Raw genomic sequence first — 18,531 nt, forward strand, 5'->3', positions numbered from 1 at the left:
TTTAGTTTTGCGAAAACAACTATATGTTGTAGGCGCTTTGATTAAGTATACTAAATAAACGTTTAATCAATGGAACATTTATAGAACGCGACAATATGATTATCAATAAAAAAATAAAATTTTTTTAAAGAAATTAACATAAAAAGAGTAAGTAGTGGATAAATGAGTAAAAATTTAAAAATAGATCCTTACGGTTTTAGAGAATATGACGCCCGTTGGTTGTATGAAAAAGACATAAACTCCGCGGGTATAGAGAATCTCGGCAAAGGACTTGGGACACAAATAAAAAATCACACCAAAAAAGATCATCCAAGAATTATTGTTGGACATGATTACCGATCTTACAGTGAGGAAATAAAAACTTCACTTAAAAAAGGATTAAAGTCAACAGGATGTCATATAGAGGACGTAGGTTTGTCATTATCTCCAATGGTTTATTTTGCACAATTTAATTTAGATGCAGATGCAGTTGCTATGGTTACAGCAAGTCATAATGAAAATGGTTGGACTGGTGTAAAAATGGGTATCAAAAAAGGTTTAACTCATGCACCTGAAGAAATGAAAGAATTAAAAGAAATAACATTAAATGAAAAGTTTTCAAAAGGTGATGGAAATGAAAAAGAAATAAAAGATTTCGATAAAATTTATAAAAATGATCTGATTAATAAAAACAAAATAAATAAAAAGATTAAAGCTGTTGTTGCTTGTGGTAATGGAACCGCAGGTGTTTTTGCACCAGATATTTTAAGGGGTATTGGGTGTGAGGTAATAGAGTTAGATTGTAAATTAGATTGGAATTTTCCTAAATATAATCCTAATCCAGAAGATTTAGAAATGCTTCACGAAATTGCTAAAGTGGTTAAAGAAAATAATGCTGATATAGGTTTTGGCTTTGATGGTGATGGAGATCGAGTTGGTGTTATTGATAATGAAGGTAACGAAATATTCTCTGATAAAATTGGTTTACTAATAGCAAGAAACTTATCTACTAAACACAAAAATTCTAAATTTGTTGTAGATGTAAAATCAACAGGTTTGTACTCAAAAGATAAAATTTTATTAGAAAATAATTGTGAAACAATTTATTGGAAAACAGGTCATTCCCATATTAAACGTAAGGTTAACACTGAAAACGCATTAGCAGGATTTGAAAAAAGTGGTCATTTCTTTTTCAATCAACCTTTAGGATATGGTTACGACGATGGAATAAATTCAGCGATTCATGTTTGTCATTTATTAGATAATGAAAATAAAAAAATGAGTGAAATAATTAATGAATTACCAAATACTTTCCAAACACCTACAATGGCTCCATTCTGTAAAGATGAAGAAAAATATCAAGTAGTTGAAGATTTGGTTAAAAAAGTAGAACAAATAAAAAATAATAAAACTAAAATTGATGATCAAGTAATAACTGAAGTTCTTACGGTTAATGGTATAAGATTTTCTTTTGAAGATGGATCTTGGGGATTAATAAGAGCATCATCCAATAAACCTTCATTAGTTATTGTAACTGAAAGCCCAACCTCAGATAATAGAAAAAAGAAAATCTTTGATTTTATTGACGATTTACTTCAAAAAACGGGGAAAATAGGAGAATACGATCAAAAAATTTAGCGCTTAATAAAGTTAATTTTCAACTAATAAGTGTTCATAAAACTGTAAAGAATCATTTAAAAAATTAGATGAGGTGATGGAGGGAGACTGAAGTCACCTCTTTTTATTTTAGAGCTTTTCTTAATTTATCAACTATTACTTTTAGAGCTGTTTTTGAGTAATTTTTTCCTTTAACAACCCATACAGATAATGGCCATGAACTATCTTTTTTACTTCTAGCAATAATATGTATGTGCAACTGAGGAACAATATTTCCAATTTTTTCTACATTGAGCTTCGAAGTTTTAAATAATTTTTTCATTACTTTACTTACATAAACAATTTCTTTCATAAGCAGAGTTTGATCTTTAGAATTAAGATCGCTCATATCGGTAATCTTATTTCTCTTAGGAATTAGAATTATCCATGGAAATTTAGAATTATCGTTTAGCCTAATAGTGCATAATTTAAGATCAATAAGATGATATGAAGTCTTTATAAATTTCCTATTTAACGTAAACGACATGCTTATAATTTAATATATTCGTAGAAAAACTTAACTGCTACGATTAGTAAGAAAATAGCAAGTAATTTACTAATTTTATTTTTATCTATTCTGTGAGCTGTTCTTGCACCTAGTCTTGCCATAAAAGTTGTAATCGGAATGAAGATTAAAAAAGCTGGTACATTTAAAAATCCAATACTAAATGGTAAATTTGTTTTTAAATAACTTCCTGAAATAAAAAAACCTGTAGCACCAAATAGTGCAATTAAAAAACCAATCGCTGCGGCACTACCAATTGCTTTATTAATTGAATAACCGAAAAATTTAAGGATTGGTACATTCATAACAGCGCCACCTATACCTGTTATAGCTGATATAAATCCAACAATCGCACCAAGTATTATTTTTAAATACAATTTCATTTCAGATATTACATTTTGTTCTTTTTCTTTAATCGTAAGTAAATAAATTCCTAAAAGGAAGATTACGATTGCAAAAAAAAGCACTAATGATTTTGTTTTGAAGGTTGCAGCAAATATTGTTCCCAAAACAACACCTGCAACTACAAAAAAACCATAACTTTTAACTACATTAAAATCCACTGAATTAAATTTATGATGGGTTAAAACTGAAACTATTGATGTTGGAATTATTATTGCAAAAGAAGTTCCTACCGCTAGGTGCATTATATAAGCTTGATCAATTCCAAGTTTGCCAAATATGTAATACAGAAACGGGACAGTTATTAAACCACCACCAATACCAAAAAGGCCAGCTACAAATCCAACTGGAATTGCAGTCAAAACCATTAATAAAACTATATAGATATATTCATTTGCTAAGATTGAACTAAACAGATTGACCTTCTCTCATATCAACATTATTGTATTTAATTTTATCCATTATGTGATCAATTTTTTTTACATCAGCATCTCTCACACACATATTTTCACTTAAATATCTTTTCCAATGACTAGCACCAGATTGACCGTGAAATAAACCTAATGTGTGTCTCATGATTTGGTTTAACCGAGTTCCTTTTTTTAGTTCATCTTTTACATAAGGAATTAACTGTTCAATAACGTCTTGCCTACTAGGAATATCCTCATTATTAAAAATTTCTCTCTCAATATCTGCTAACAAATAAGGTGTATGATAAGCAGCTCTTCCAATCATAACGCCATCTATTTTTTCTAAATGTGGTTTAATTTGATCAACAGAAGTTATTCCTCCATTGATTATTATTTCTTCATTTGGAAAATCTTCTTTTAATTTATAAACAAACTCATATTTTAAAGGCGGAATATTTAGATTTTGTTTAGGTGTAAACTTGCCAAGCATAGCCTTTCTTGCATGAATAATAAAAGTTTTTATACCTGTGGATTTAAGAGTAGATATAAAATTATGTAAGTTTTCGTAATCTTCGACATTGTCATATCCAATTCTAGTTTTTATGGTTACGGGTAATTTAGTTTTTGATTGCATCTCTGTTAAACAATCTGCAACTAAATTTGGCTCTTTCATTAAACAAGCACCAAATCTATTTTTCTCTACTTTTCTACTTGGGCAGCCTAAATTTAAATTAATTTCATCATAACCAAAGTCTTCACCAACTTTTGTTGCCTCCGCAAGTAACTTAGGTGAAGATCCACCTAATTGAAGTGCAACTGGCTTTTCATTGATATTGAATTCTAGTAATTTTTTTTTATCACCTCTATTGATTGCCTCATCGACAACCATTTCAGTATATAGAAGTATATTTTTGGATATTATTCTTAAAAAATATCTTTCATGACGATCTGTACAGTCCATCATAGGAGCAACTGATACTAACCTATTCATAAACTAAGACTTTATATTATTTTTTTATGAGTTTGAAGCTTCTGGATCTTCAGAAGTAACATCTGCTTCTTGATTTTCTGATTCTGAAACTTCATCTAATGAAACTTCACCCTGTTCATTCATAGTTTCTTGGCCAACTGAAGCGTCTACTTCAGGCGCAGCTTTATCAGACAATTCAGCTAAATCTTCCTTTGATACTTGAATTTTTTCTGGAGTTTTTCTTGCTCTTTTAGATGGTAAAATTGGAGTTCCACTTTTTGAAATCTCTCCTTTGTAAAGATTTTCAAAATCATCACCTATATCTTCATCATCTTCTACACCGTCATCAACTTGTTCAACGTGTTTTCTAAGTTTATAAACAGCACTTTCAGTTAAATCTGATACTTTGATTTTCTCCTCAGCAATTTCTCTTAAAGATATCACTGTATTTTTGTCATTATCCCTATCTATTGTTGGTTCTAAACCAGCATTAAGTTGAGTAGCTCTCTCTTTAGCTACTAAAACTAATTCATAAGGACTTTCTACTTTATCTATACAGTCTTCTACGGTAACTCTAGCCATGCGCAGTATCTATACAGTGAACCTTAAAAAATCAAGGAGTATTTTTTATAAATATTGAGGATTTAGCTTATTTTTCACCAAATAAAGGAGCAATATAGATAGCAAGATATAAGCACCTGATACAACAGCAATTTGTTCAATGCTAAACCCGAAATCAATAAGAATCCCAAATAAAGCTGTCCCAAAAGCAGTTGAAAATACCATTAGAGCTGTTGTTAAAGCTTTAATTGATCCAATATGTTTTACACCATAAATTTCTGCCCAAGTTGAAGAACCCAAAACATTGGCTAGACCATTTGAAATACCAATCAAACCTAGAAAGACAAAAGATGAAATTGGTGTTTTAAAATAAAATAATACAATTGTTGAAAAAAATAGTGGGATATTCATATATATTAGTAACTTACGACTAGAAAACTTATCAATTAAAAATCCTGATATAAATAATGTGATTACTGAAAAGGTTGAATAAGCCATAAACGATTGCGCGATAACATATGGCCCCCATCCTTTAGAGTTTGTTATAAAAGATTGATAAACAAAAGATCCAGTTGCTATCCATGGCATAGCTAACATGGTCATACAAATAATATAAAACCTGTAATCTTTAAGAACCTCAGTTCTTTTCCATTGTCTTATCTCTTTTGGTATTTCATTATTCTTTGCTTCTTCTCTAGTATCTAATTTTATTTCTCTTACCAGGGTATATGCAACAATAGGAAGAAATATAATTACGACAATGGATATTGAAATCCAAATATTTCTCCATTCAACAAATGTTAATAAAAAAACTATTAATACAGGTAAAATAAATTCTGCCAAAGATAATCCTAGCCACCCAATACTTAATGCTCTTCCTCTATTTTTTTCAAAAAAACGTGAAATTGTGGTTGTAGCTGTATGAGTTGTTAAACCTTGACCAGCTAAACGCATTAAAAAAATTCCAACAAATAAAAAAATTACAGATGATATTTTTGAAAAAATAAAACATGAAACTGATAGAAAAATAATCACGTAAGAAGCAAATTTTAAGATATTTACATCATCAATTTTCTTACCAATCCAAACAAGAACTATACTGCTTAGTAAAGTTGCAGATGCATATAATGAGCCAAATTGACCGTGGGTAATAGATAAAGCATCTCTGATGCTTGAATTAAACAATCCAAGAAAAAAACTCTGTCCAAAACTAGAAAAAAATGTAAAAATGAATCCAAATACAATTACTTTTAAACTTAAACTTTTAAACATAGAAAAAAATTATGACTTTTAATGTTGCTTTCATAGGTCTTGGGGTAATGGGCTACCCAATGGCTGGTTATATATCAAAAGCCGGACACAATGTAACTGTTTTTAACAGAACAAAATCAAAAGCTGAAAAATGGATTGGTGAATACAAAGGTAAAATGGCTGATACTCCAGCACAAGCAGCAGAGGGTGCGGATTTTATATTTACATGTGTAGGTAATGATGATGATTTAAGAGAAGTATCATTAGGTGAAAATGGATTATTTAAATCGGCAAAAGAAGGTTCTGTTTATATTGATAACTCAACTGTCTCTGCGGAAATTTCTAGAGAACTGTATGCTGCTGCTAAAGAAAAAGGATTTGGATTTTTAGATGCTCCTATATCTGGAGGACAATCTGGAGCAGAAGGAGGAATTTTAACTGTTATGGTTGGTGGAGATGAAGATGTATTTTCAAAAGCAGAACCAGTTATTGATTGCTATAGCAGAAAAGTAAAATTAATTGGTCCATCTGGAAGCGGACAACTAACAAAAATGATGAACCAAATGTGTATTGCTGGAGCAGTGCAAGGTTTATCAGAAGCAATTAATTTTGGAATAAATGCTGGTCTTGATATGGATATTGTAATGGAAACAATTTCAAAAGGTGCGGCTCAATCTTGGCAAATGGAAAATAGATACCGAACTATGACGGATGATAAGTTTGATTATGGATTTGCTATTGATTGGATGAGAAAAGATTTAAAAATTGCAATTGAAGAAGCAAAAAGAAATGGTTCACCTGTGCCAATTACAGAAATCATAGATGGTTACTATGCTGAAGTTCAAGAAATGGGTGGTAACCGTTGGGATAGTTCTGCATTAATTGCTCGATTAAAAAAGAAAAAATAATCTGTGACTGAAAGCGTTCCTTATTATGAGGACTTTGCAGAGATCAAAAAGAAGCTTTGGTCTATGTTAGACAATGCTGTCAAAGACAGAAGTTCATCTTTTAGAATACCAGTATTTATTTGTGGTAGCCAATCTGATTTAGATGGGAGAATTGTAGTTCTTCGTAAATCAGATGAGGCTAACAATTTAGTTCAGTATCATAGCGATATTCGATCAGATAAAATTGAAAAATTAAAATCAAATAAAAATGCGGCGATGTTATTTTATGATAAAGAGGAAAAAATTCAGGTTAGACTGAAAGTAGAGTGCACTATTAATCATAATAATGAAGTAACTAAAGAATCTTGGTCAAAAACCCAACACATATCTAGAAAATGTTATTTAGTTGATAATGGACCAGGAACTGAGTCTGATACTCCTACATCTGGACTAAAACCTGAGCTTGATAATTTTGATTACACTAAAGAACAAAGTGAAGAAGGTTACAAAAACTTTACTGTTATTCAGTGCAAAATAAAATCAATAGAATGGTTGTATTTAGCAGCCAAAGGTCATCGAAGAGCTAAATTTGATTTAGAGAATAATAAAGATACCTGGTTAGTACCTTAAATTCCTTTTACAATTATATTACTTCCCTCAGAGTTTTGGAGACGAATGTCTTTAACTGGCTTATACTCATCAGAGTGATACCACTCCAAAGCTTTTTCATATGATGGAAATTTAATTATTACTAATCTTGGAAAATTATCTTCACCCTCTACTACTTGGTATTCACCATTTCTAACAAGATATTCTCCACCAAATTTTTTTACAACCTCTGTAACTTTAGCTACGTATTCTTTATAGTTTTCTGTATTTGTTACTTTTAATTGAGCTATCACGTAACCTGCTGACATAATTACCTCTCCTTTTTATTTATTATTCATTATTCCAAAGCCAAGCTGCCCCTCTCACTCCACTTGAATCCCCATGTAAATTTTTTAATACTTTAGTTTCTACTTTATTTGAAAAAGTATACTTTGGTATCAAAGAAGGAATATTTTTATAAAATCGATCAATATTTGACATCCCTCCACCAAGAATTATGGCATCAGGATCAAAAATTCCTATCATTACAGCCATTAGTCTTGCCATTCTATCTTCATACAAACCCAATTCTAAATTAGCTCTTTGATCATTTTCTAAATCAAGTTTAGCAATCTCTTCCGAAGTAAAATTAGTGTCATATTTTTCATTAAACCTATCTTTAAAACCAATACCAGACATAAATTGTTCTGCACATAAAGGTCTGCCGCAGTTATTTGAAGGACAACTAATTTTTATTTCCTGTTCATCTTTAGTTGGATAAGGCAAAGGTTGGTGACCCCAATCCCCTGCAATTTGATTTGACCCCTCAATAATTGATTTGTCATAGGACAATCCACCCCCAAAACCTGTACCAATAATTATACCAAAAATAGATTTGTAATCTTTTCCAGCTCCATCTACAGCTTCAGACAATGTAAAACAATTTGCATCATTCATTAATCTTACTTCTCTATTTAAAGCTAATTCCAAATCTTTTTTAAAAGGTTTGTCATTTAACCAAAGAGAATTTGCGTTAGTAATTATTCCAGTTTGTCTCGAGGAAAATCCAGGAATACCAATACCAACAGAACATACTTCTTCACTAATTTTATCAAATTCATCTACAAGCTTTTTTACAGTTTCAATTCCTGATAAATAATTTCTTTCATATGAATATCTTTTTCTTTCCAGCTGTTTGCCATCATGATCTAAAAGAATACCTTCAATTTTAGTACCTCCGTAATCAATCCCTATTTTAAATTTACTCTTCATAAATTTAACTTTTAAAAAATAGATTTAGAATATTTCTTCCAGTTATTTTGATAGTGTTTGGTATTTTCCTCTATTGCTTTTTTTTCTTCCTCGGTAACTTCTCTTACAATTTTTCCAGGTGATCCCACTACTAAAGAATTATCTGGTATAACTTTATTTTCAGTTATTAGTGCTTTTGCTCCAATGATGCAGTTTTTTCCTATATTTGCTTTATTTAAAATTACTGCACCAATTCCAATTAAGCTATTATCTCCAATGGTACATCCATGAAGCATCACTAAATGACCTACTGTAACATTTTTTCCTACTTTTAATGGGCAGCCAGGATCTGTGTGTAACACACTACCATCTTGAATGTTGGATCCCTCACCTATGTGAATATTTTCTATATCTCCTCTTAAAACAGCATTGAACCAAATGCTTGTATTTTTCTCTAATGTGACATCTCCAATTAGAGTTGCATTAGGAGCTACCCAATTTTCGCCAGAGTTTTTTGGTTTTTTATCTTTTAAATCATAAAACATAATTTATATATTCTTACAGTATGCCAATACAAACTCCAATATGTGATTTTGGTCAAAAAGCTATTCCATTTGAATTAAAATCAACAAATAATAAAATTCTTTCATTAGAAGATATCAAAGGAGAAAATGGAACTTTGATAATGTTTATTTGCAATCATTGCCCTTATGTAAAAGCAGTCACAAAAGAAATAGTTGAAGATTGTAATGAATTAAAAAAAATTGGAATAAATTCAGTTGCAATCTGTGCAAATGATGCAGAAAATTATCCTGAAGATTCTTTTGAAAATATGATTAAATTTTCAAAAGATAATAATTTTAATTTTCCTTACTTAAACGATGAAACTCAAAATATTGCAAAAGCATATGATGCTGTCTGTACACCAGATTTTTTTGGATATAACAAAAATTTAGAACTTCAATACCGAGGAAGATTAAGAGAGTTAAGAAATCTTATACCTGTTAAAGAAGGTGAAAGTGATTTGTTAAAAGCTATGAAACAAATTGCTAATACAGGTGAAGGTCCTAAAGACCAAATTCCTAGTGCTGGCTGCAGCATAAAATGGAAAACTAATTAATGTATTTAATTGTTACTAGATCTTTTCCTCCTGAGCTTGGTGGAATGCAAAGCTTGATGTGGGGTTTATCAAGAGGGTTATCTAAAAACTTTATGATAAAAGTGTTTGCAGATTATATTGATAATCATAAAGATTTTGACGAACAAGCTTCGTTCTCAATTGAAAGAGTTGGTGGAATAAAACTTCTTAGAAAATACAGAAAAGCTCAATTAATAAATGAGTTTATTAAAGATAATAAAGTTGAAGGAATAATTGGAGATCATTGGAAAAGTTTAGAATTAATTAAAACCTCCAAAAAAAAATATTGTCTTATTCATGGCAAAGAGATCAATCATCCTAAAGGATCAAGTCAAAATAAAAGAGTTTTGAATGTTCTTAATAATGTAGAAAAAGTTATTGCTAACTCACAATATACCAAAAACCTTGCTATTGAATGTGGGGTTAATGAAAATAAAATTATTGTAATTAATCCTGGTGTTGATCCAGCTCGAAAATTAAACAAAAAATCATTGGAAAAAGTTGAAAGCTTATTAAAAGTTAAAACGCCAAGATTAATTACTGTTTCAAGATTTGATAAAAGAAAAAATCATGAAAAAATAGTGATGGCTCTTAGAAATCTAAAACAAATTTATCCAGATATTGTCTATATTTGTATTGGATACGGTGACGAAGAAGAAAATATTAAAAAATTAGTAAAAGAATTGAAATTAGAGGAACAAGTAATGTTTTTTAAAGACATCAGTGATGATTTAAAAAATGCTCTCGTCACTAAATCAAATTTATTTGTAATGCCTTCTGTAATTCATAAAAAATCTGTTGAAGGATTTGGAATTGCTTATGTTGAAGCAGCACAATACGGTGTACCATCTATAGGCGGTAAAGATGGAGGTGCGGCAGATGCAATAGATCATGAAAAAACTGGTTTAATATGTGATGGAAATAATCTGGATGATATTTATTCTTCAATTAACTCAATGTTAGAAAATAAAAAATATTTAGAACATGGAAAAAATGCAAAAGAATTTGTGAATAAATTTCAATGGTCAAAAATAATTGAAGAATACAAAAAGATACTAAATTGATTTCGAACAATAAATTAGCAATTTTTTTAATTATAATCTCAGTTTTTTGTGGAACATTAATGTTAACCTTTTTAAAATTAGCACAAGAGGAAGTTAATGTTTACGTTGCAGGTTTCTTCAGATTTTTATTCGGTTTCCTTGTCATTTTTCCTTATATGTTAAAAACTAAATTTACAGTTTTTAAATCAAATCATCATAAAAAACATTTTCTTAGAGCTATTTTAAACTTGCCTTCAATGCTTTTATATTTCTCAGCTTTAACAATGATGCCAATTGAAAAAGCTACTGCAATATCTTTTGCTGTTCCTTTCATGGTAACTATTTTGGCTGTTTTGTTTCTTGGAGAAAAAATTTATATCTACAGAAGTTTTGCACTGGTTTTAGGATTTGTTGGTATGCTGGTAATTTTAAGACCAGGTATTATTGACATCTCTATTGGAGTGTATATGGCACTGGCATCTTCTTTTATGTGGTCAATAGTGATTATAATTACAAAAACTATTACAAAAGACGATAGTTCAATTACAATTTTATCTTATGGATACTGTTATATGACTATTTTTAGTTTCATTATTGCATTGTTTTATTGGCAAACACCTAGTTTACAAACTTTGATTTATTTATTTTTTGCAGGTCTATCTGGCACATTGTTACACCTTTGTATTAATCATGCTTATAAATTAGTTGATGTAAGTATGACACAGCCATATTCTTTTCTAAGTTTAGTGTTTGCTTCTCTAATTGGTTATTATGTTTTTAGTGAAACACCTGATCTCTTCACTTGGATTGGTGCAAGTATTATATTTTTAGGAGTTTTCATTATGTCATATCGTGAAATGAAGCTTAATAAAGAAATTATTAGAAAACGAATAGATATTAAATCTTAATTATTTTTTAACAAAAGCTCTGTATATTTGCCAGCCTACAATTGAAATAGTTGTTAATAAAATAATTAAAGTTAATGGTCTGTCCCATAAAAAACTAAAAGAACCATCACTAATTAATAACGATCTTCTTAAATTTTCTTCCATTAGTTTTCCTAGTACAAAAGCAAGGATTAATGGTGGCATTGGAAAATCATATAAGCGCATAAAAAGGGCTATAACAGCAATACCAATCATTAAATAAATATCAAAATTATTAAATGACATTAAATAAATTCCTGTGATTGAAAAAAATAAAATTAAAGGAATCAAAAAATTTCTTGGAACAGCAAGTATTCGAGCAATGTAAGGAATTAATGGTAAATTTAAGATAAGTAATACTACCATTCCAATATACATAGACATAATAACTGACCAAAAAATTTCAGGATTAGTTTGATATAATCTTGGACCCGGTTGAATTCCAAAGCCTAGTAATGCACCTAACATTACTGCCGTTGTTCCACTTCCAGGAATACCTAAAGTTAATAATGGAACAAATGATCCAGAGCATGCTGCATTATTTGCTGTTTCTGGAGCTGATAAACCGTGAACACTACCTTTTCCAAATTTTTCTTTCTCTTCATCATTTACATAATTTCTTTCCATTCCATATGCCAAGAAAGATGCTATCGTTGCTCCTGCTCCAGGCAAAACTCCAATTAAGAATCCTAAGATAGAAGAACGAGGTATAGTTTTTGCCATTTTAATTGTTTCTTCTTTATTAACTTTAATAGATCCTAATTCTGTTAATGAAATTTGTTTTGCTGCCCTATTTGGATCTTTTCCTCTAAATATGATTGTTAATGCTTCACTCATTGCAAATGTTGCCATAACAATTAATACAAAGCTTATTCCATCTGACAAATTCATATTACCAAAAGTAAATCTTGAAATATCAGACAAAGAATCTTGACCAATTGAAGATAACATTAAACCTAAAACTACCATCATCATTGCTTTTAAAAATTGTCCTTTTGAAGAAAATGCTGAAACAGCAGTTAATCCCAATACCATCAGTGCAAAATAATCTGGAGATCTAAATGATAAACTAATTTTAGATAAACTGGGAGCTGCTATTAATAAAAATATTGCAGAAATTGTTCCACCAGCAAATGAACTATAAGCAGCAATTGCAAGAGCCTTACCGGCTTTACCTTGTTGTGCCATAGGGTAACCATCAAATGCTGTTGCAACTGTACCAGGTACACCTGGAGCGTTTAATAATATTGAAGAGGTAGATCCTCCAAAAACTGCTCCATAATATACTCCAGCCATTAAAATTAATCCTGAAGCTGGATCAAAACCATATGTAATTGGTATCATTAATGCAATTGCAGTCATTGGACCTAATCCTGGAAGCATTCCAATTATGGTACCTGCAAAACATCCAATCATAACAATTATGATGTTTTGAAAAGATAAAGCAGTGTTTAAACCAATTAAAATTCCATCAATCATCCGATAATTCCTAAATATTTTAATAATGGATCTCTTAGATAAATATTAAGCAATCCATGAAGTAAAAACATAAATACTGCTACAAATGGAAATGAAAGTAAAAACATCCATAACCATCTTCTTTCACCTAAGAAATAGTAAGAAGCAATTAAAAATAACGAAGTAGATAAAAAGTAGCCAATTTTTAGAATTACTGCTCCATAAATTAATGAAATTAAAACTAGATAAATAATACTTTTATAATCAAGGTGTTTATGGTTCACCTCTATCTTAGTTTTTTCGGGTAATATTATTATCAAACTTGAGATTAAAATTCCTGCCCAACCTAAATAAATTGGAAAAGTTCTTGCATTAAACGGGGCATTCTCATCAAAAGTAAAAACCACTATTTGATGTGCTGTATATAAATAAAAAGCTGAAAAAATAAAAAAGAGCAGTGAGATAAATTTAGTTGGACTAATTCTCACTGCTCTTCCTATATATTACTTAATCCAAACTGGATTAAATAACTCCTAGTTTTTTCATTAGATCTGTCATTTCGTCAGTTTGTTTTTCTAAAAACTTAACGAAATCATCACCTGGGTTATAAATATTTACCCAAGCGTTTCTTGCTCTTACAGCTTCCCACTCTGGAGTTTTTTGTACATCGCCAAGCTTTTTAGCAAGAGCTGATTTTTCAGAATCACTCATGCCTGGAGGTCCAAAGAAACCTCTCCAGTTAACAAACTGTACATCATAACCTTGTTCTTTTAGCGTTGGTACGTCTGGTGCATCAGAAACTCTTTCAGGTGCAGTGATACCAATAATTCTTACTTGGTCTCTTGCTCCCATAAGTTCACCTAAACCTGTAGAAATCATTTGAGTTTCACCAGATAAAAGTCCAGCTAATGCTTTTCCACCTGCATCGTAAGGAACATAAACTACATCATTTGGATTAGCTCCAGCAGTTTGGAATGCTAAAGCACCAATTAAATGGTCCATGCTTCCTCTTACAGATCCACCAGCCATTTTTACAGACTTAGGATCTTTTTTGTATGCATCAACAACGTCTTTAAAGTTGTTGTATGGTGAGTCTTTTGCAACTGCAATAGCACCATAGTCACCAATTACACCAGCAATTGGCACAACATCCTTATAAGATAGTACTCCGCTTCCACCACCAGTCACATATCCTTCGTGTCGAGTAATTGATCTTAATACTAACGGTGTTGATTGAACTAAAATAGTGTCAGCAGGCTTATTGTTAATCATATAAGCAAGTGCTTTACCACCACCACCACCTGACATATTTTCAAATGATGCACTTTTTAACAAACCAGCTTTTGTTAAAGCTTCTCCAGTACCTCTAGCAGTTCCATCCCAACCACCACCAGCACCACCACCGATCAAAAAGTGCAATTTTTCATGCGCTACTGAGCTAGTAGTTGTTGCTGAGAACAATAGGATTGCTGAGAATAATACTGAAAATAGTTTTTTTATGTTTTTCATTATTTTCCCTCTCTATTTAATTAAGTTGGATTTAATTTATTTTAATGACCGGTGTCTAAATAAATAAATAATATTGTTCTATTGAATAGAACAATATATTCTATCCAATAGAATTATGAAAACTGACAAAAAAACTATTGGTGTAGATGCAGTAAATAAGGCTTTAGAAATCCTAAATTGTTTTACCGAAAAAAATGAAGCTTTAACGATAACAAAAATAGCTAATATTACAGGAGAACATAAAAGTAGAATTTCAAGAATATCTAAATCACTTGAGAATTTTGGATACATTAGGAAAATAAAAAGTGGTGAGTTTAAAATTGGTCATACAATCTCAAGATTATTTGAAATTTATGAGAGTAGTTTTAATTTAAAAAATTCTATCAAAGCTGAATTAGATTTCATATCATCCAAAACAAAAGAGACAGCAAGTTTTTTTGTTAGACAAAATGATGTAAGAGTATGTATCCAATCAAGTTCACCTAGTAAATCAATAACTCACCGAGAAATTATTGGAGGTAAAAAACCTATTAACAAAGGTTCAAGTGGTCATGTTTTGTCGGCTTATAATAATTTAGAAATTAAAGATAAAGATAAAGTTTTAAAAAATGGATATGCTATGACTTTTGGAGAAAGAGATTCTGAAATGGCATCTATATCAGTTCCAATCTTTAGAAAAAAAAATCAAATTCTTGGTGCATTAACTGTTGCAGGTCATATTTCTAATTTTAATAAAAAAAACTGTATTAGCTTTCTAAATGTTCTTAGATCTTCTAGAGTTAAAATTGAAAAGAATTTAATTGAAACTAGATAATGCTAAAACAGATTAATCAAATTTTTACAGTTAAATTTATTTCTGTTTTAATTATTGCTTTTCCTAGTGCAATATTTGCAGAATATTTAAATCTACCTCTAGCTTGGTTTTTGGGGCCAATGATAATCACTTCAATTGCTGCATTATCAGGACTAAAAATCATTATGCCTAAAATTGTATTAAGTTTTATCTTGATAATTTTAGGTTTGCATATTGGAAATTACATCGATCAAAATCTATTTAATCAAATGTTTGATTGGATTTGGACTTCGCTAATTATGCTAATCTACATAATAATTTGTATTTTAGTTGTTGCTAAATACCTCCAAAAATTTGCTAGTTATGAAGAAAAAGCTTCCATCTTTTCGGCAGCTCCTGGTGCGCTGGGTCCTTTAATGATTTTAGCTGAAAATGAAAAAACGGATTTATCTCAAGTTGCAACCTCCCACTTAATTAGATTAATCATCATAATAACTGTCATTCCATTTATTATAGTTAATAATACTGACAACAATGTTTTATTAAATGATAACTTCAATTATTTAACTCAAAATCATTTAAATTTAATTTTACTTATTGTTGCATCTTTATTCTTTATTTTTGTTTTTGATAAAATTAGAATTCCTGCTGCTTTACTATCTGGAACATTATTTGCGAGTGGTTTGTTACAAATAACAGATATAGCCTCATATAAATTACCAGACGAAACGGTAAATTTTTGTCTGCTAATTCTTGGCTCTTCTGTCGGATGTAGGTTTGCTGAAAAAACTGTTAAAGAGATAGCCAGTAATTCTCTTCATAGTATTGTGGCTACCACTATTTTGGTAGTATTAGGTTTGGTTGCAGCCTATGTTGCGACATTCTTTGTTGATACGAATATTTTAACTTTAATATTATCTTTTAGTCCTGGAGGAATTTATGAAGTGGCAGTTATTGCAATTGCTTTTGATTTAAACCCAGACTTTGTTGCTTTTCATCATATTATAAGATTACTTTTTATCCTTTTCACAGTTCCAATATTTCTAAGATTTTTAGAAAAAATTAAGAAATAATTTCAGAAAGTCTTTCAAAAACTTTTTCTACTGAGAGTTTTGATAATTCGGGGACTTGTATTGCTTTAAAGTTATCTCTTTCAATACTTACTTTAAAAGGAGTTGTATGAGAACCAAATAAAGCAATTCCTTTTGATCCTAAGTGTGCTGTTATATGTGCAGGTCCAGTATCATTAGCAACGACAAACGAACTATCTTTAATCAATGCAGATAATTGCGAAATATTTAAAGCTTTACCGTTATCTAGAACACATAAAGCATTTATATTTTTTGCATCTTCAATTTCATCAGGTCCAGGTGCAGTAACCACTTTAAATATATTTTCGAATTTTTCATTAATCATAGTAATTAGATCGTTATAGTAAGGCCATTTCTTTGAGGTTAAATGAGGTGAGCAAAAAGGAAAAAGTATTATGTATTTATCTAGTTCATAACTTTTTTTTATTTCTGAAATATCAACTGTACTCCATGAAAAATCTGGTTTCATTGTATGATTGGTATTAATTCCTGAAGATTTTAACTGATGATCAAATCTTGAAAGAACTGAATCTTTATCAAAATCTTTTTTGGTTGTTCCCTCTGGAAGAGTTGTTTCTGTTGAACACCAGATAGTTTTGTCAGCTTTAGGGAATAATATATTTTTGTAAAATGATGTTCTGCTAGAATTTTGAAGATCATAAACTTTTATGAAATTATATTTTTTGATCTCTCTCATTAGTAAATATAAATAAATTAAGTTAATTTTTGATAATCTCTTATCTAGAATAACATTTGAAATATGTGGGTTTTTTTTAAATAGCTCAAAATAAGGTTTGGTTGTTAATAAATGAATTTGATCTCCTTTATGATATTTAGAAATATCTTGAATTGCCCCGCATGCTTGAGCTATATCGCCTAAAGATCCATGTTTAATGATTAAAATATTAGACATAATTCTAACAACTTAACATAGTATAAAGTTTTATGAATAAAATTATAGTAGAGGTTTCAGTTGGAGAGCTTTTAGACAAGATTTCAATATTAGAAATCAAACAAGATAAAATTAAAGACCCAGAAAAATTAAGTTATATAAATAACGAACACTCTATTCTTAAAAATCAGTTAGAAAAAAATGTTAAGTCTGATGAGAAGCTTGAAAAATTGTTTCAAGACTTGAAAGATATAAATGTTAAACTTTGGGTTATTGAAGATAACAAGAGAGATTGTGAAAAAAATAAAGATTTTGGAGAAAAATTTATAAAACTTTCTAGAGAGGTTCATTTTTTAAATGATGATCGTGCAAAAATAAAATTAGAAATGAATAACCATACTGGCTCTGCTATTAAAGAAATTAAAGAGTATACTAGTTACTAAAAACTTTTGGGAACCAATCCTCTCTCATCTGATCCCCTGATTTTAAATTAATTCCATCAAATGGTGGTGATGTTGGACCACCTCTTTCAACAAATGTAACATCATCACCTATAAATCTCATAGAAAATGCTCTACGAGATTGAGTACTTTGATTTCCAGTTGATCCATGAACAGTTTTAAAATTAAACAACACTGCATCACCTAATTTTAGATCAGGAACTAATATATCTTCTTCAAATTCTTCTATTTGAGGAAGACTCATAAACGATCTATCATCTTCATACCAAGGTTGATCGTTAGACCATTTAGTAGGTCTTAAAAGTTTTTGCCATTTGTGAGATCCTAAAATTAATTTAAGGTTATTTTCTTTATTTACTTCATCTAATGGTATCCAAAAACTTCCTGTGTCATCTCCATTAACACAGTAATATGGCATATCTTGATGCCAAGGTGTTTCTTTGTTTGTTCCTGGATCTTTAATAAAAAGATGATCATGAAAAATTTGTATAGATTTTGAATTTGTAGCTTCAGCAACTATTTGAGCTGCAAGAGAATTAAACATACAATCTTTGAATTCTTTTATTCTTTCCCAATTACAATAATCTTCAAAAAATCTTCCCTCATTTTCTCTAACATTCTCTCTTCCATGTTGACTTGGGTTGTCTAAAACTTTTTGAAAACCACCTCTTAATGTTTCGATCCAATCTTTAAATGCACCTTTAATAATAATTGCACCAAGATTTTGATAATCATCAATCTGTTTTTGAGATAAATACAT

22 protein-coding genes are annotated in these 18,531 nt (G+C 30.0%); 9 read left to right on the top strand and 13 right to left on the bottom strand.

Annotated features, from left to right (window positions below; genetic code table 11):
* Window positions 1-162: 162 nt before the first annotated feature.
* Window positions 163-1,617: a phosphomannomutase/phosphoglucomutase gene (locus ACTTBO_RS05825; protein ID WP_440656780.1), complete on the top strand. Its 1,455-nt coding sequence runs from the start codon at window positions 163-165 to the stop codon at window positions 1,615-1,617.
* Between the two features lie 103 nt (window positions 1,618-1,720).
* On the opposite strand, the gene ACTTBO_RS05830 is transcribed toward ACTTBO_RS05825, so the two are convergent.
* The 5 genes from ACTTBO_RS05830 to ACTTBO_RS05850 are packed head-to-tail and all read right to left on the bottom strand — an operon-like array spanning window position 1,721 to window position 5,755.
* Window positions 1,721-2,122, bottom strand: a complete 402-nt coding sequence (locus ACTTBO_RS05830; RefSeq protein ID WP_440656781.1) for an HIT domain-containing protein — start codon at window positions 2,120-2,122, stop codon at window positions 1,721-1,723.
* Between the two features lie 2 nt (window positions 2,123-2,124).
* Window positions 2,125-2,910, bottom strand: a complete 786-nt coding sequence (locus tag ACTTBO_RS05835; RefSeq protein ID WP_440656782.1) for a sulfite exporter TauE/SafE family protein — start codon at window positions 2,908-2,910, stop codon at window positions 2,125-2,127.
* A 40-nt stretch (window positions 2,911-2,950) separates the two neighbouring features.
* Complete coding sequence (gene dusA / locus ACTTBO_RS05840; protein ID WP_440656783.1) at window positions 2,951-3,943, bottom strand: tRNA dihydrouridine(20/20a) synthase DusA; 993 nt, start codon at window positions 3,941-3,943, stop codon at window positions 2,951-2,953.
* Window positions 3,944-3,967: 24 nt separating this feature from the next.
* Complete coding sequence (gene rpoZ / locus ACTTBO_RS05845; protein WP_440656784.1) at window positions 3,968-4,504, bottom strand: DNA-directed RNA polymerase subunit omega; 537 nt, start codon at window positions 4,502-4,504, stop codon at window positions 3,968-3,970.
* 45 nt (window positions 4,505-4,549) lie between these two features.
* Window positions 4,550-5,755: an MFS transporter gene (locus ACTTBO_RS05850; protein ID WP_440656785.1), complete on the bottom strand. Its 1,206-nt coding sequence runs from the start codon at window positions 5,753-5,755 to the stop codon at window positions 4,550-4,552.
* A gap of 11 nt (window positions 5,756-5,766) precedes the next feature.
* On the opposite strand from ACTTBO_RS05850, the gene ACTTBO_RS05855 reads away from it, so the two are divergent.
* The gene (locus tag ACTTBO_RS05855) at window positions 5,767-6,642 is read left to right on the top strand and encodes an NAD(P)-dependent oxidoreductase (protein WP_440656786.1); all 876 of its coding nucleotides are present in this window, start codon (window positions 5,767-5,769) and stop codon (window positions 6,640-6,642) included.
* Window positions 6,643-6,645: 3 nt separating this feature from the next.
* Window positions 6,646-7,251, top strand: coding sequence for a flavin-binding protein (locus tag ACTTBO_RS05860; RefSeq protein ID WP_440656787.1), 606 nt, complete (start codon window positions 6,646-6,648; stop codon window positions 7,249-7,251).
* On the opposite strand, the gene ACTTBO_RS05865 is transcribed toward ACTTBO_RS05860, so the two are convergent.
* The 3 genes from ACTTBO_RS05865 to ACTTBO_RS05875 are packed head-to-tail and all read right to left on the bottom strand — an operon-like array spanning window position 7,248 to window position 9,005.
* Window positions 7,248-7,538, bottom strand: a complete 291-nt coding sequence (locus ACTTBO_RS05865; RefSeq protein WP_440656788.1) for a DUF1330 domain-containing protein — start codon at window positions 7,536-7,538, stop codon at window positions 7,248-7,250. The two genes, ACTTBO_RS05860 and ACTTBO_RS05865, sit on opposite strands and share 4 nt — an antisense overlap.
* A 22-nt stretch (window positions 7,539-7,560) precedes the next feature.
* Window positions 7,561-8,481 carry an ROK family protein gene (locus ACTTBO_RS05870; protein ID WP_440656789.1) on the bottom strand — a complete coding sequence of 307 codons (921 nt, stop codon included), beginning with the start codon at window positions 8,479-8,481 and terminating at the stop codon, window positions 7,561-7,563.
* 11 nt (window positions 8,482-8,492) lie between these two features.
* Entirely contained in the window at window positions 8,493-9,005 is a 513-nt protein-coding gene (locus ACTTBO_RS05875; RefSeq protein ID WP_440656790.1) for a gamma carbonic anhydrase family protein, read from the bottom strand.
* Between the two features lie 20 nt (window positions 9,006-9,025).
* Between ACTTBO_RS05875 and ACTTBO_RS05880 the strand changes: the two genes are divergently transcribed.
* Genes ACTTBO_RS05880 through ACTTBO_RS05890 form a run of 3 tightly spaced genes read left to right on the top strand, consistent with a single transcriptional unit; the run spans window position 9,026 to window position 11,549 of the window.
* Window positions 9,026-9,580 (top strand): thioredoxin family protein, encoded by a 555-nt coding sequence (locus ACTTBO_RS05880; protein ID WP_440656791.1) that lies wholly within the window; start codon window positions 9,026-9,028, stop codon window positions 9,578-9,580.
* Window positions 9,580-10,662, top strand: a complete 1,083-nt coding sequence (locus ACTTBO_RS05885; RefSeq protein ID WP_440656792.1) for a glycosyltransferase family 4 protein — start codon at window positions 9,580-9,582, stop codon at window positions 10,660-10,662. The genes ACTTBO_RS05880 and ACTTBO_RS05885 overlap by 1 nt, the downstream gene beginning before the upstream one ends.
* On the top strand, window positions 10,659-11,549 hold the full coding sequence (locus tag ACTTBO_RS05890) for a DMT family transporter (protein WP_440656793.1): 891 nt from the start codon (window positions 10,659-10,661) through the stop codon (window positions 11,547-11,549). The genes ACTTBO_RS05885 and ACTTBO_RS05890 overlap by 4 nt, the downstream gene beginning before the upstream one ends.
* On the opposite strand, the gene ACTTBO_RS05895 is transcribed toward ACTTBO_RS05890, so the two are convergent.
* The 3 genes from ACTTBO_RS05895 to ACTTBO_RS05905 are packed head-to-tail and all read right to left on the bottom strand — an operon-like array spanning window position 11,550 to window position 14,534.
* Window positions 11,550-13,046: a tripartite tricarboxylate transporter permease gene (locus ACTTBO_RS05895; protein ID WP_440656794.1), complete on the bottom strand. Its 1,497-nt coding sequence runs from the start codon at window positions 13,044-13,046 to the stop codon at window positions 11,550-11,552.
* Window positions 13,043-13,513 (bottom strand): tripartite tricarboxylate transporter TctB family protein, encoded by a 471-nt coding sequence (locus ACTTBO_RS05900; RefSeq protein ID WP_440656795.1) that lies wholly within the window; start codon window positions 13,511-13,513, stop codon window positions 13,043-13,045. Before ACTTBO_RS05900 ends, ACTTBO_RS05895 begins: the two co-directional genes overlap by 4 nt.
* Before the next feature lie 34 nt (window positions 13,514-13,547).
* Window positions 13,548-14,534: a tripartite tricarboxylate transporter substrate binding protein gene (locus ACTTBO_RS05905; RefSeq protein ID WP_440656796.1), complete on the bottom strand. Its 987-nt coding sequence runs from the start codon at window positions 14,532-14,534 to the stop codon at window positions 13,548-13,550.
* Between the two features lie 115 nt (window positions 14,535-14,649).
* On the opposite strand from ACTTBO_RS05905, the gene ACTTBO_RS05910 reads away from it, so the two are divergent.
* Together ACTTBO_RS05910 and ACTTBO_RS05915 are read left to right on the top strand one after the other, a co-directional pair.
* Entirely contained in the window at window positions 14,650-15,348 is a 699-nt protein-coding gene (locus ACTTBO_RS05910; protein ID WP_440656797.1) for an IclR family transcriptional regulator, read from the top strand.
* Window positions 15,348-16,400 (top strand): AbrB family transcriptional regulator, encoded by a 1,053-nt coding sequence (locus ACTTBO_RS05915; protein WP_440656798.1) that lies wholly within the window; start codon window positions 15,348-15,350, stop codon window positions 16,398-16,400. The genes ACTTBO_RS05910 and ACTTBO_RS05915 overlap by 1 nt, the downstream gene beginning before the upstream one ends.
* On the opposite strand, the gene ACTTBO_RS05920 is transcribed toward ACTTBO_RS05915, so the two are convergent.
* Window positions 16,390-17,331, bottom strand: a complete 942-nt coding sequence (locus tag ACTTBO_RS05920; RefSeq protein WP_440656799.1) for a glycosyltransferase family 9 protein — start codon at window positions 17,329-17,331, stop codon at window positions 16,390-16,392. The two genes, ACTTBO_RS05915 and ACTTBO_RS05920, sit on opposite strands and share 11 nt — an antisense overlap.
* A 32-nt stretch (window positions 17,332-17,363) precedes the next feature.
* Between ACTTBO_RS05920 and ACTTBO_RS05925 the strand changes: the two genes are divergently transcribed.
* Window positions 17,364-17,753, top strand: coding sequence for a DUF6165 family protein (locus ACTTBO_RS05925; RefSeq protein WP_440656800.1), 390 nt, complete (start codon window positions 17,364-17,366; stop codon window positions 17,751-17,753).
* On the opposite strand, the gene ACTTBO_RS05930 is transcribed toward ACTTBO_RS05925, so the two are convergent.
* Window positions 17,743-18,531: a phytanoyl-CoA dioxygenase family protein gene (locus ACTTBO_RS05930; protein ID WP_440656801.1), complete on the bottom strand. Its 789-nt coding sequence runs from the start codon at window positions 18,529-18,531 to the stop codon at window positions 17,743-17,745. The genes ACTTBO_RS05925 and ACTTBO_RS05930 overlap by 11 nt on opposite strands.

It is taken from the genome of Candidatus Pelagibacter sp. HIMB1509 (assembly GCF_052047855.1).
GTDB lineage: Bacteria > Pseudomonadota > Alphaproteobacteria > Pelagibacterales > Pelagibacteraceae > Pelagibacter.

Coding starts and splice junctions, on each gene's coding strand:
- ACTTBO_RS05825 (WP_440656780.1), top strand. CDS start 163: ATGAGTAAAAATTTAAAAATAGATCCTTACGGTTTTAGAGAATATGAC.
- ACTTBO_RS05830 (WP_440656781.1), bottom strand. CDS start 2,122: ATGTCGTTTACGTTAAATAGGAAATTTATAAAGACTTCATATCATCTT.
- ACTTBO_RS05835 (WP_440656782.1), bottom strand. CDS start 2,910: ATGGTTTTGACTGCAATTCCAGTTGGATTTGTAGCTGGCCTTTTTGGT.
- dusA (WP_440656783.1), bottom strand. CDS start 3,943: ATGAATAGGTTAGTATCAGTTGCTCCTATGATGGACTGTACAGATCGT.
- rpoZ (WP_440656784.1), bottom strand. CDS start 4,504: ATGGCTAGAGTTACCGTAGAAGACTGTATAGATAAAGTAGAAAGTCCT.
- ACTTBO_RS05850 (WP_440656785.1), bottom strand. CDS start 5,755: ATGTTTAAAAGTTTAAGTTTAAAAGTAATTGTATTTGGATTCATTTTT.
- ACTTBO_RS05855 (WP_440656786.1), top strand. CDS start 5,767: ATGACTTTTAATGTTGCTTTCATAGGTCTTGGGGTAATGGGCTACCCA.
- ACTTBO_RS05865 (WP_440656788.1), bottom strand. CDS start 7,538: ATGTCAGCAGGTTACGTGATAGCTCAATTAAAAGTAACAAATACAGAA.
- ACTTBO_RS05870 (WP_440656789.1), bottom strand. CDS start 8,481: ATGAAGAGTAAATTTAAAATAGGGATTGATTACGGAGGTACTAAAATT.
- ACTTBO_RS05875 (WP_440656790.1), bottom strand. CDS start 9,005: ATGTTTTATGATTTAAAAGATAAAAAACCAAAAAACTCTGGCGAAAAT.
- ACTTBO_RS05880 (WP_440656791.1), top strand. CDS start 9,026: ATGCCAATACAAACTCCAATATGTGATTTTGGTCAAAAAGCTATTCCA.
- ACTTBO_RS05885 (WP_440656792.1), top strand. CDS start 9,580: ATGTATTTAATTGTTACTAGATCTTTTCCTCCTGAGCTTGGTGGAATG.
- ACTTBO_RS05895 (WP_440656794.1), bottom strand. CDS start 13,046: ATGATTGATGGAATTTTAATTGGTTTAAACACTGCTTTATCTTTTCAA.
- ACTTBO_RS05905 (WP_440656796.1), bottom strand. CDS start 14,534: ATGAAAAACATAAAAAAACTATTTTCAGTATTATTCTCAGCAATCCTA.
- ACTTBO_RS05910 (WP_440656797.1), top strand. CDS start 14,650: ATGAAAACTGACAAAAAAACTATTGGTGTAGATGCAGTAAATAAGGCT.
- ACTTBO_RS05915 (WP_440656798.1), top strand. CDS start 15,348: ATGCTAAAACAGATTAATCAAATTTTTACAGTTAAATTTATTTCTGTT.
- ACTTBO_RS05920 (WP_440656799.1), bottom strand. CDS start 17,331: ATGTCTAATATTTTAATCATTAAACATGGATCTTTAGGCGATATAGCT.
- ACTTBO_RS05925 (WP_440656800.1), top strand. CDS start 17,364: ATGAATAAAATTATAGTAGAGGTTTCAGTTGGAGAGCTTTTAGACAAG.
- ACTTBO_RS05930 (WP_440656801.1), bottom strand. CDS start 18,531: ATGTATTTATCTCAAAAACAGATTGATGATTATCAAAATCTTGGTGCA.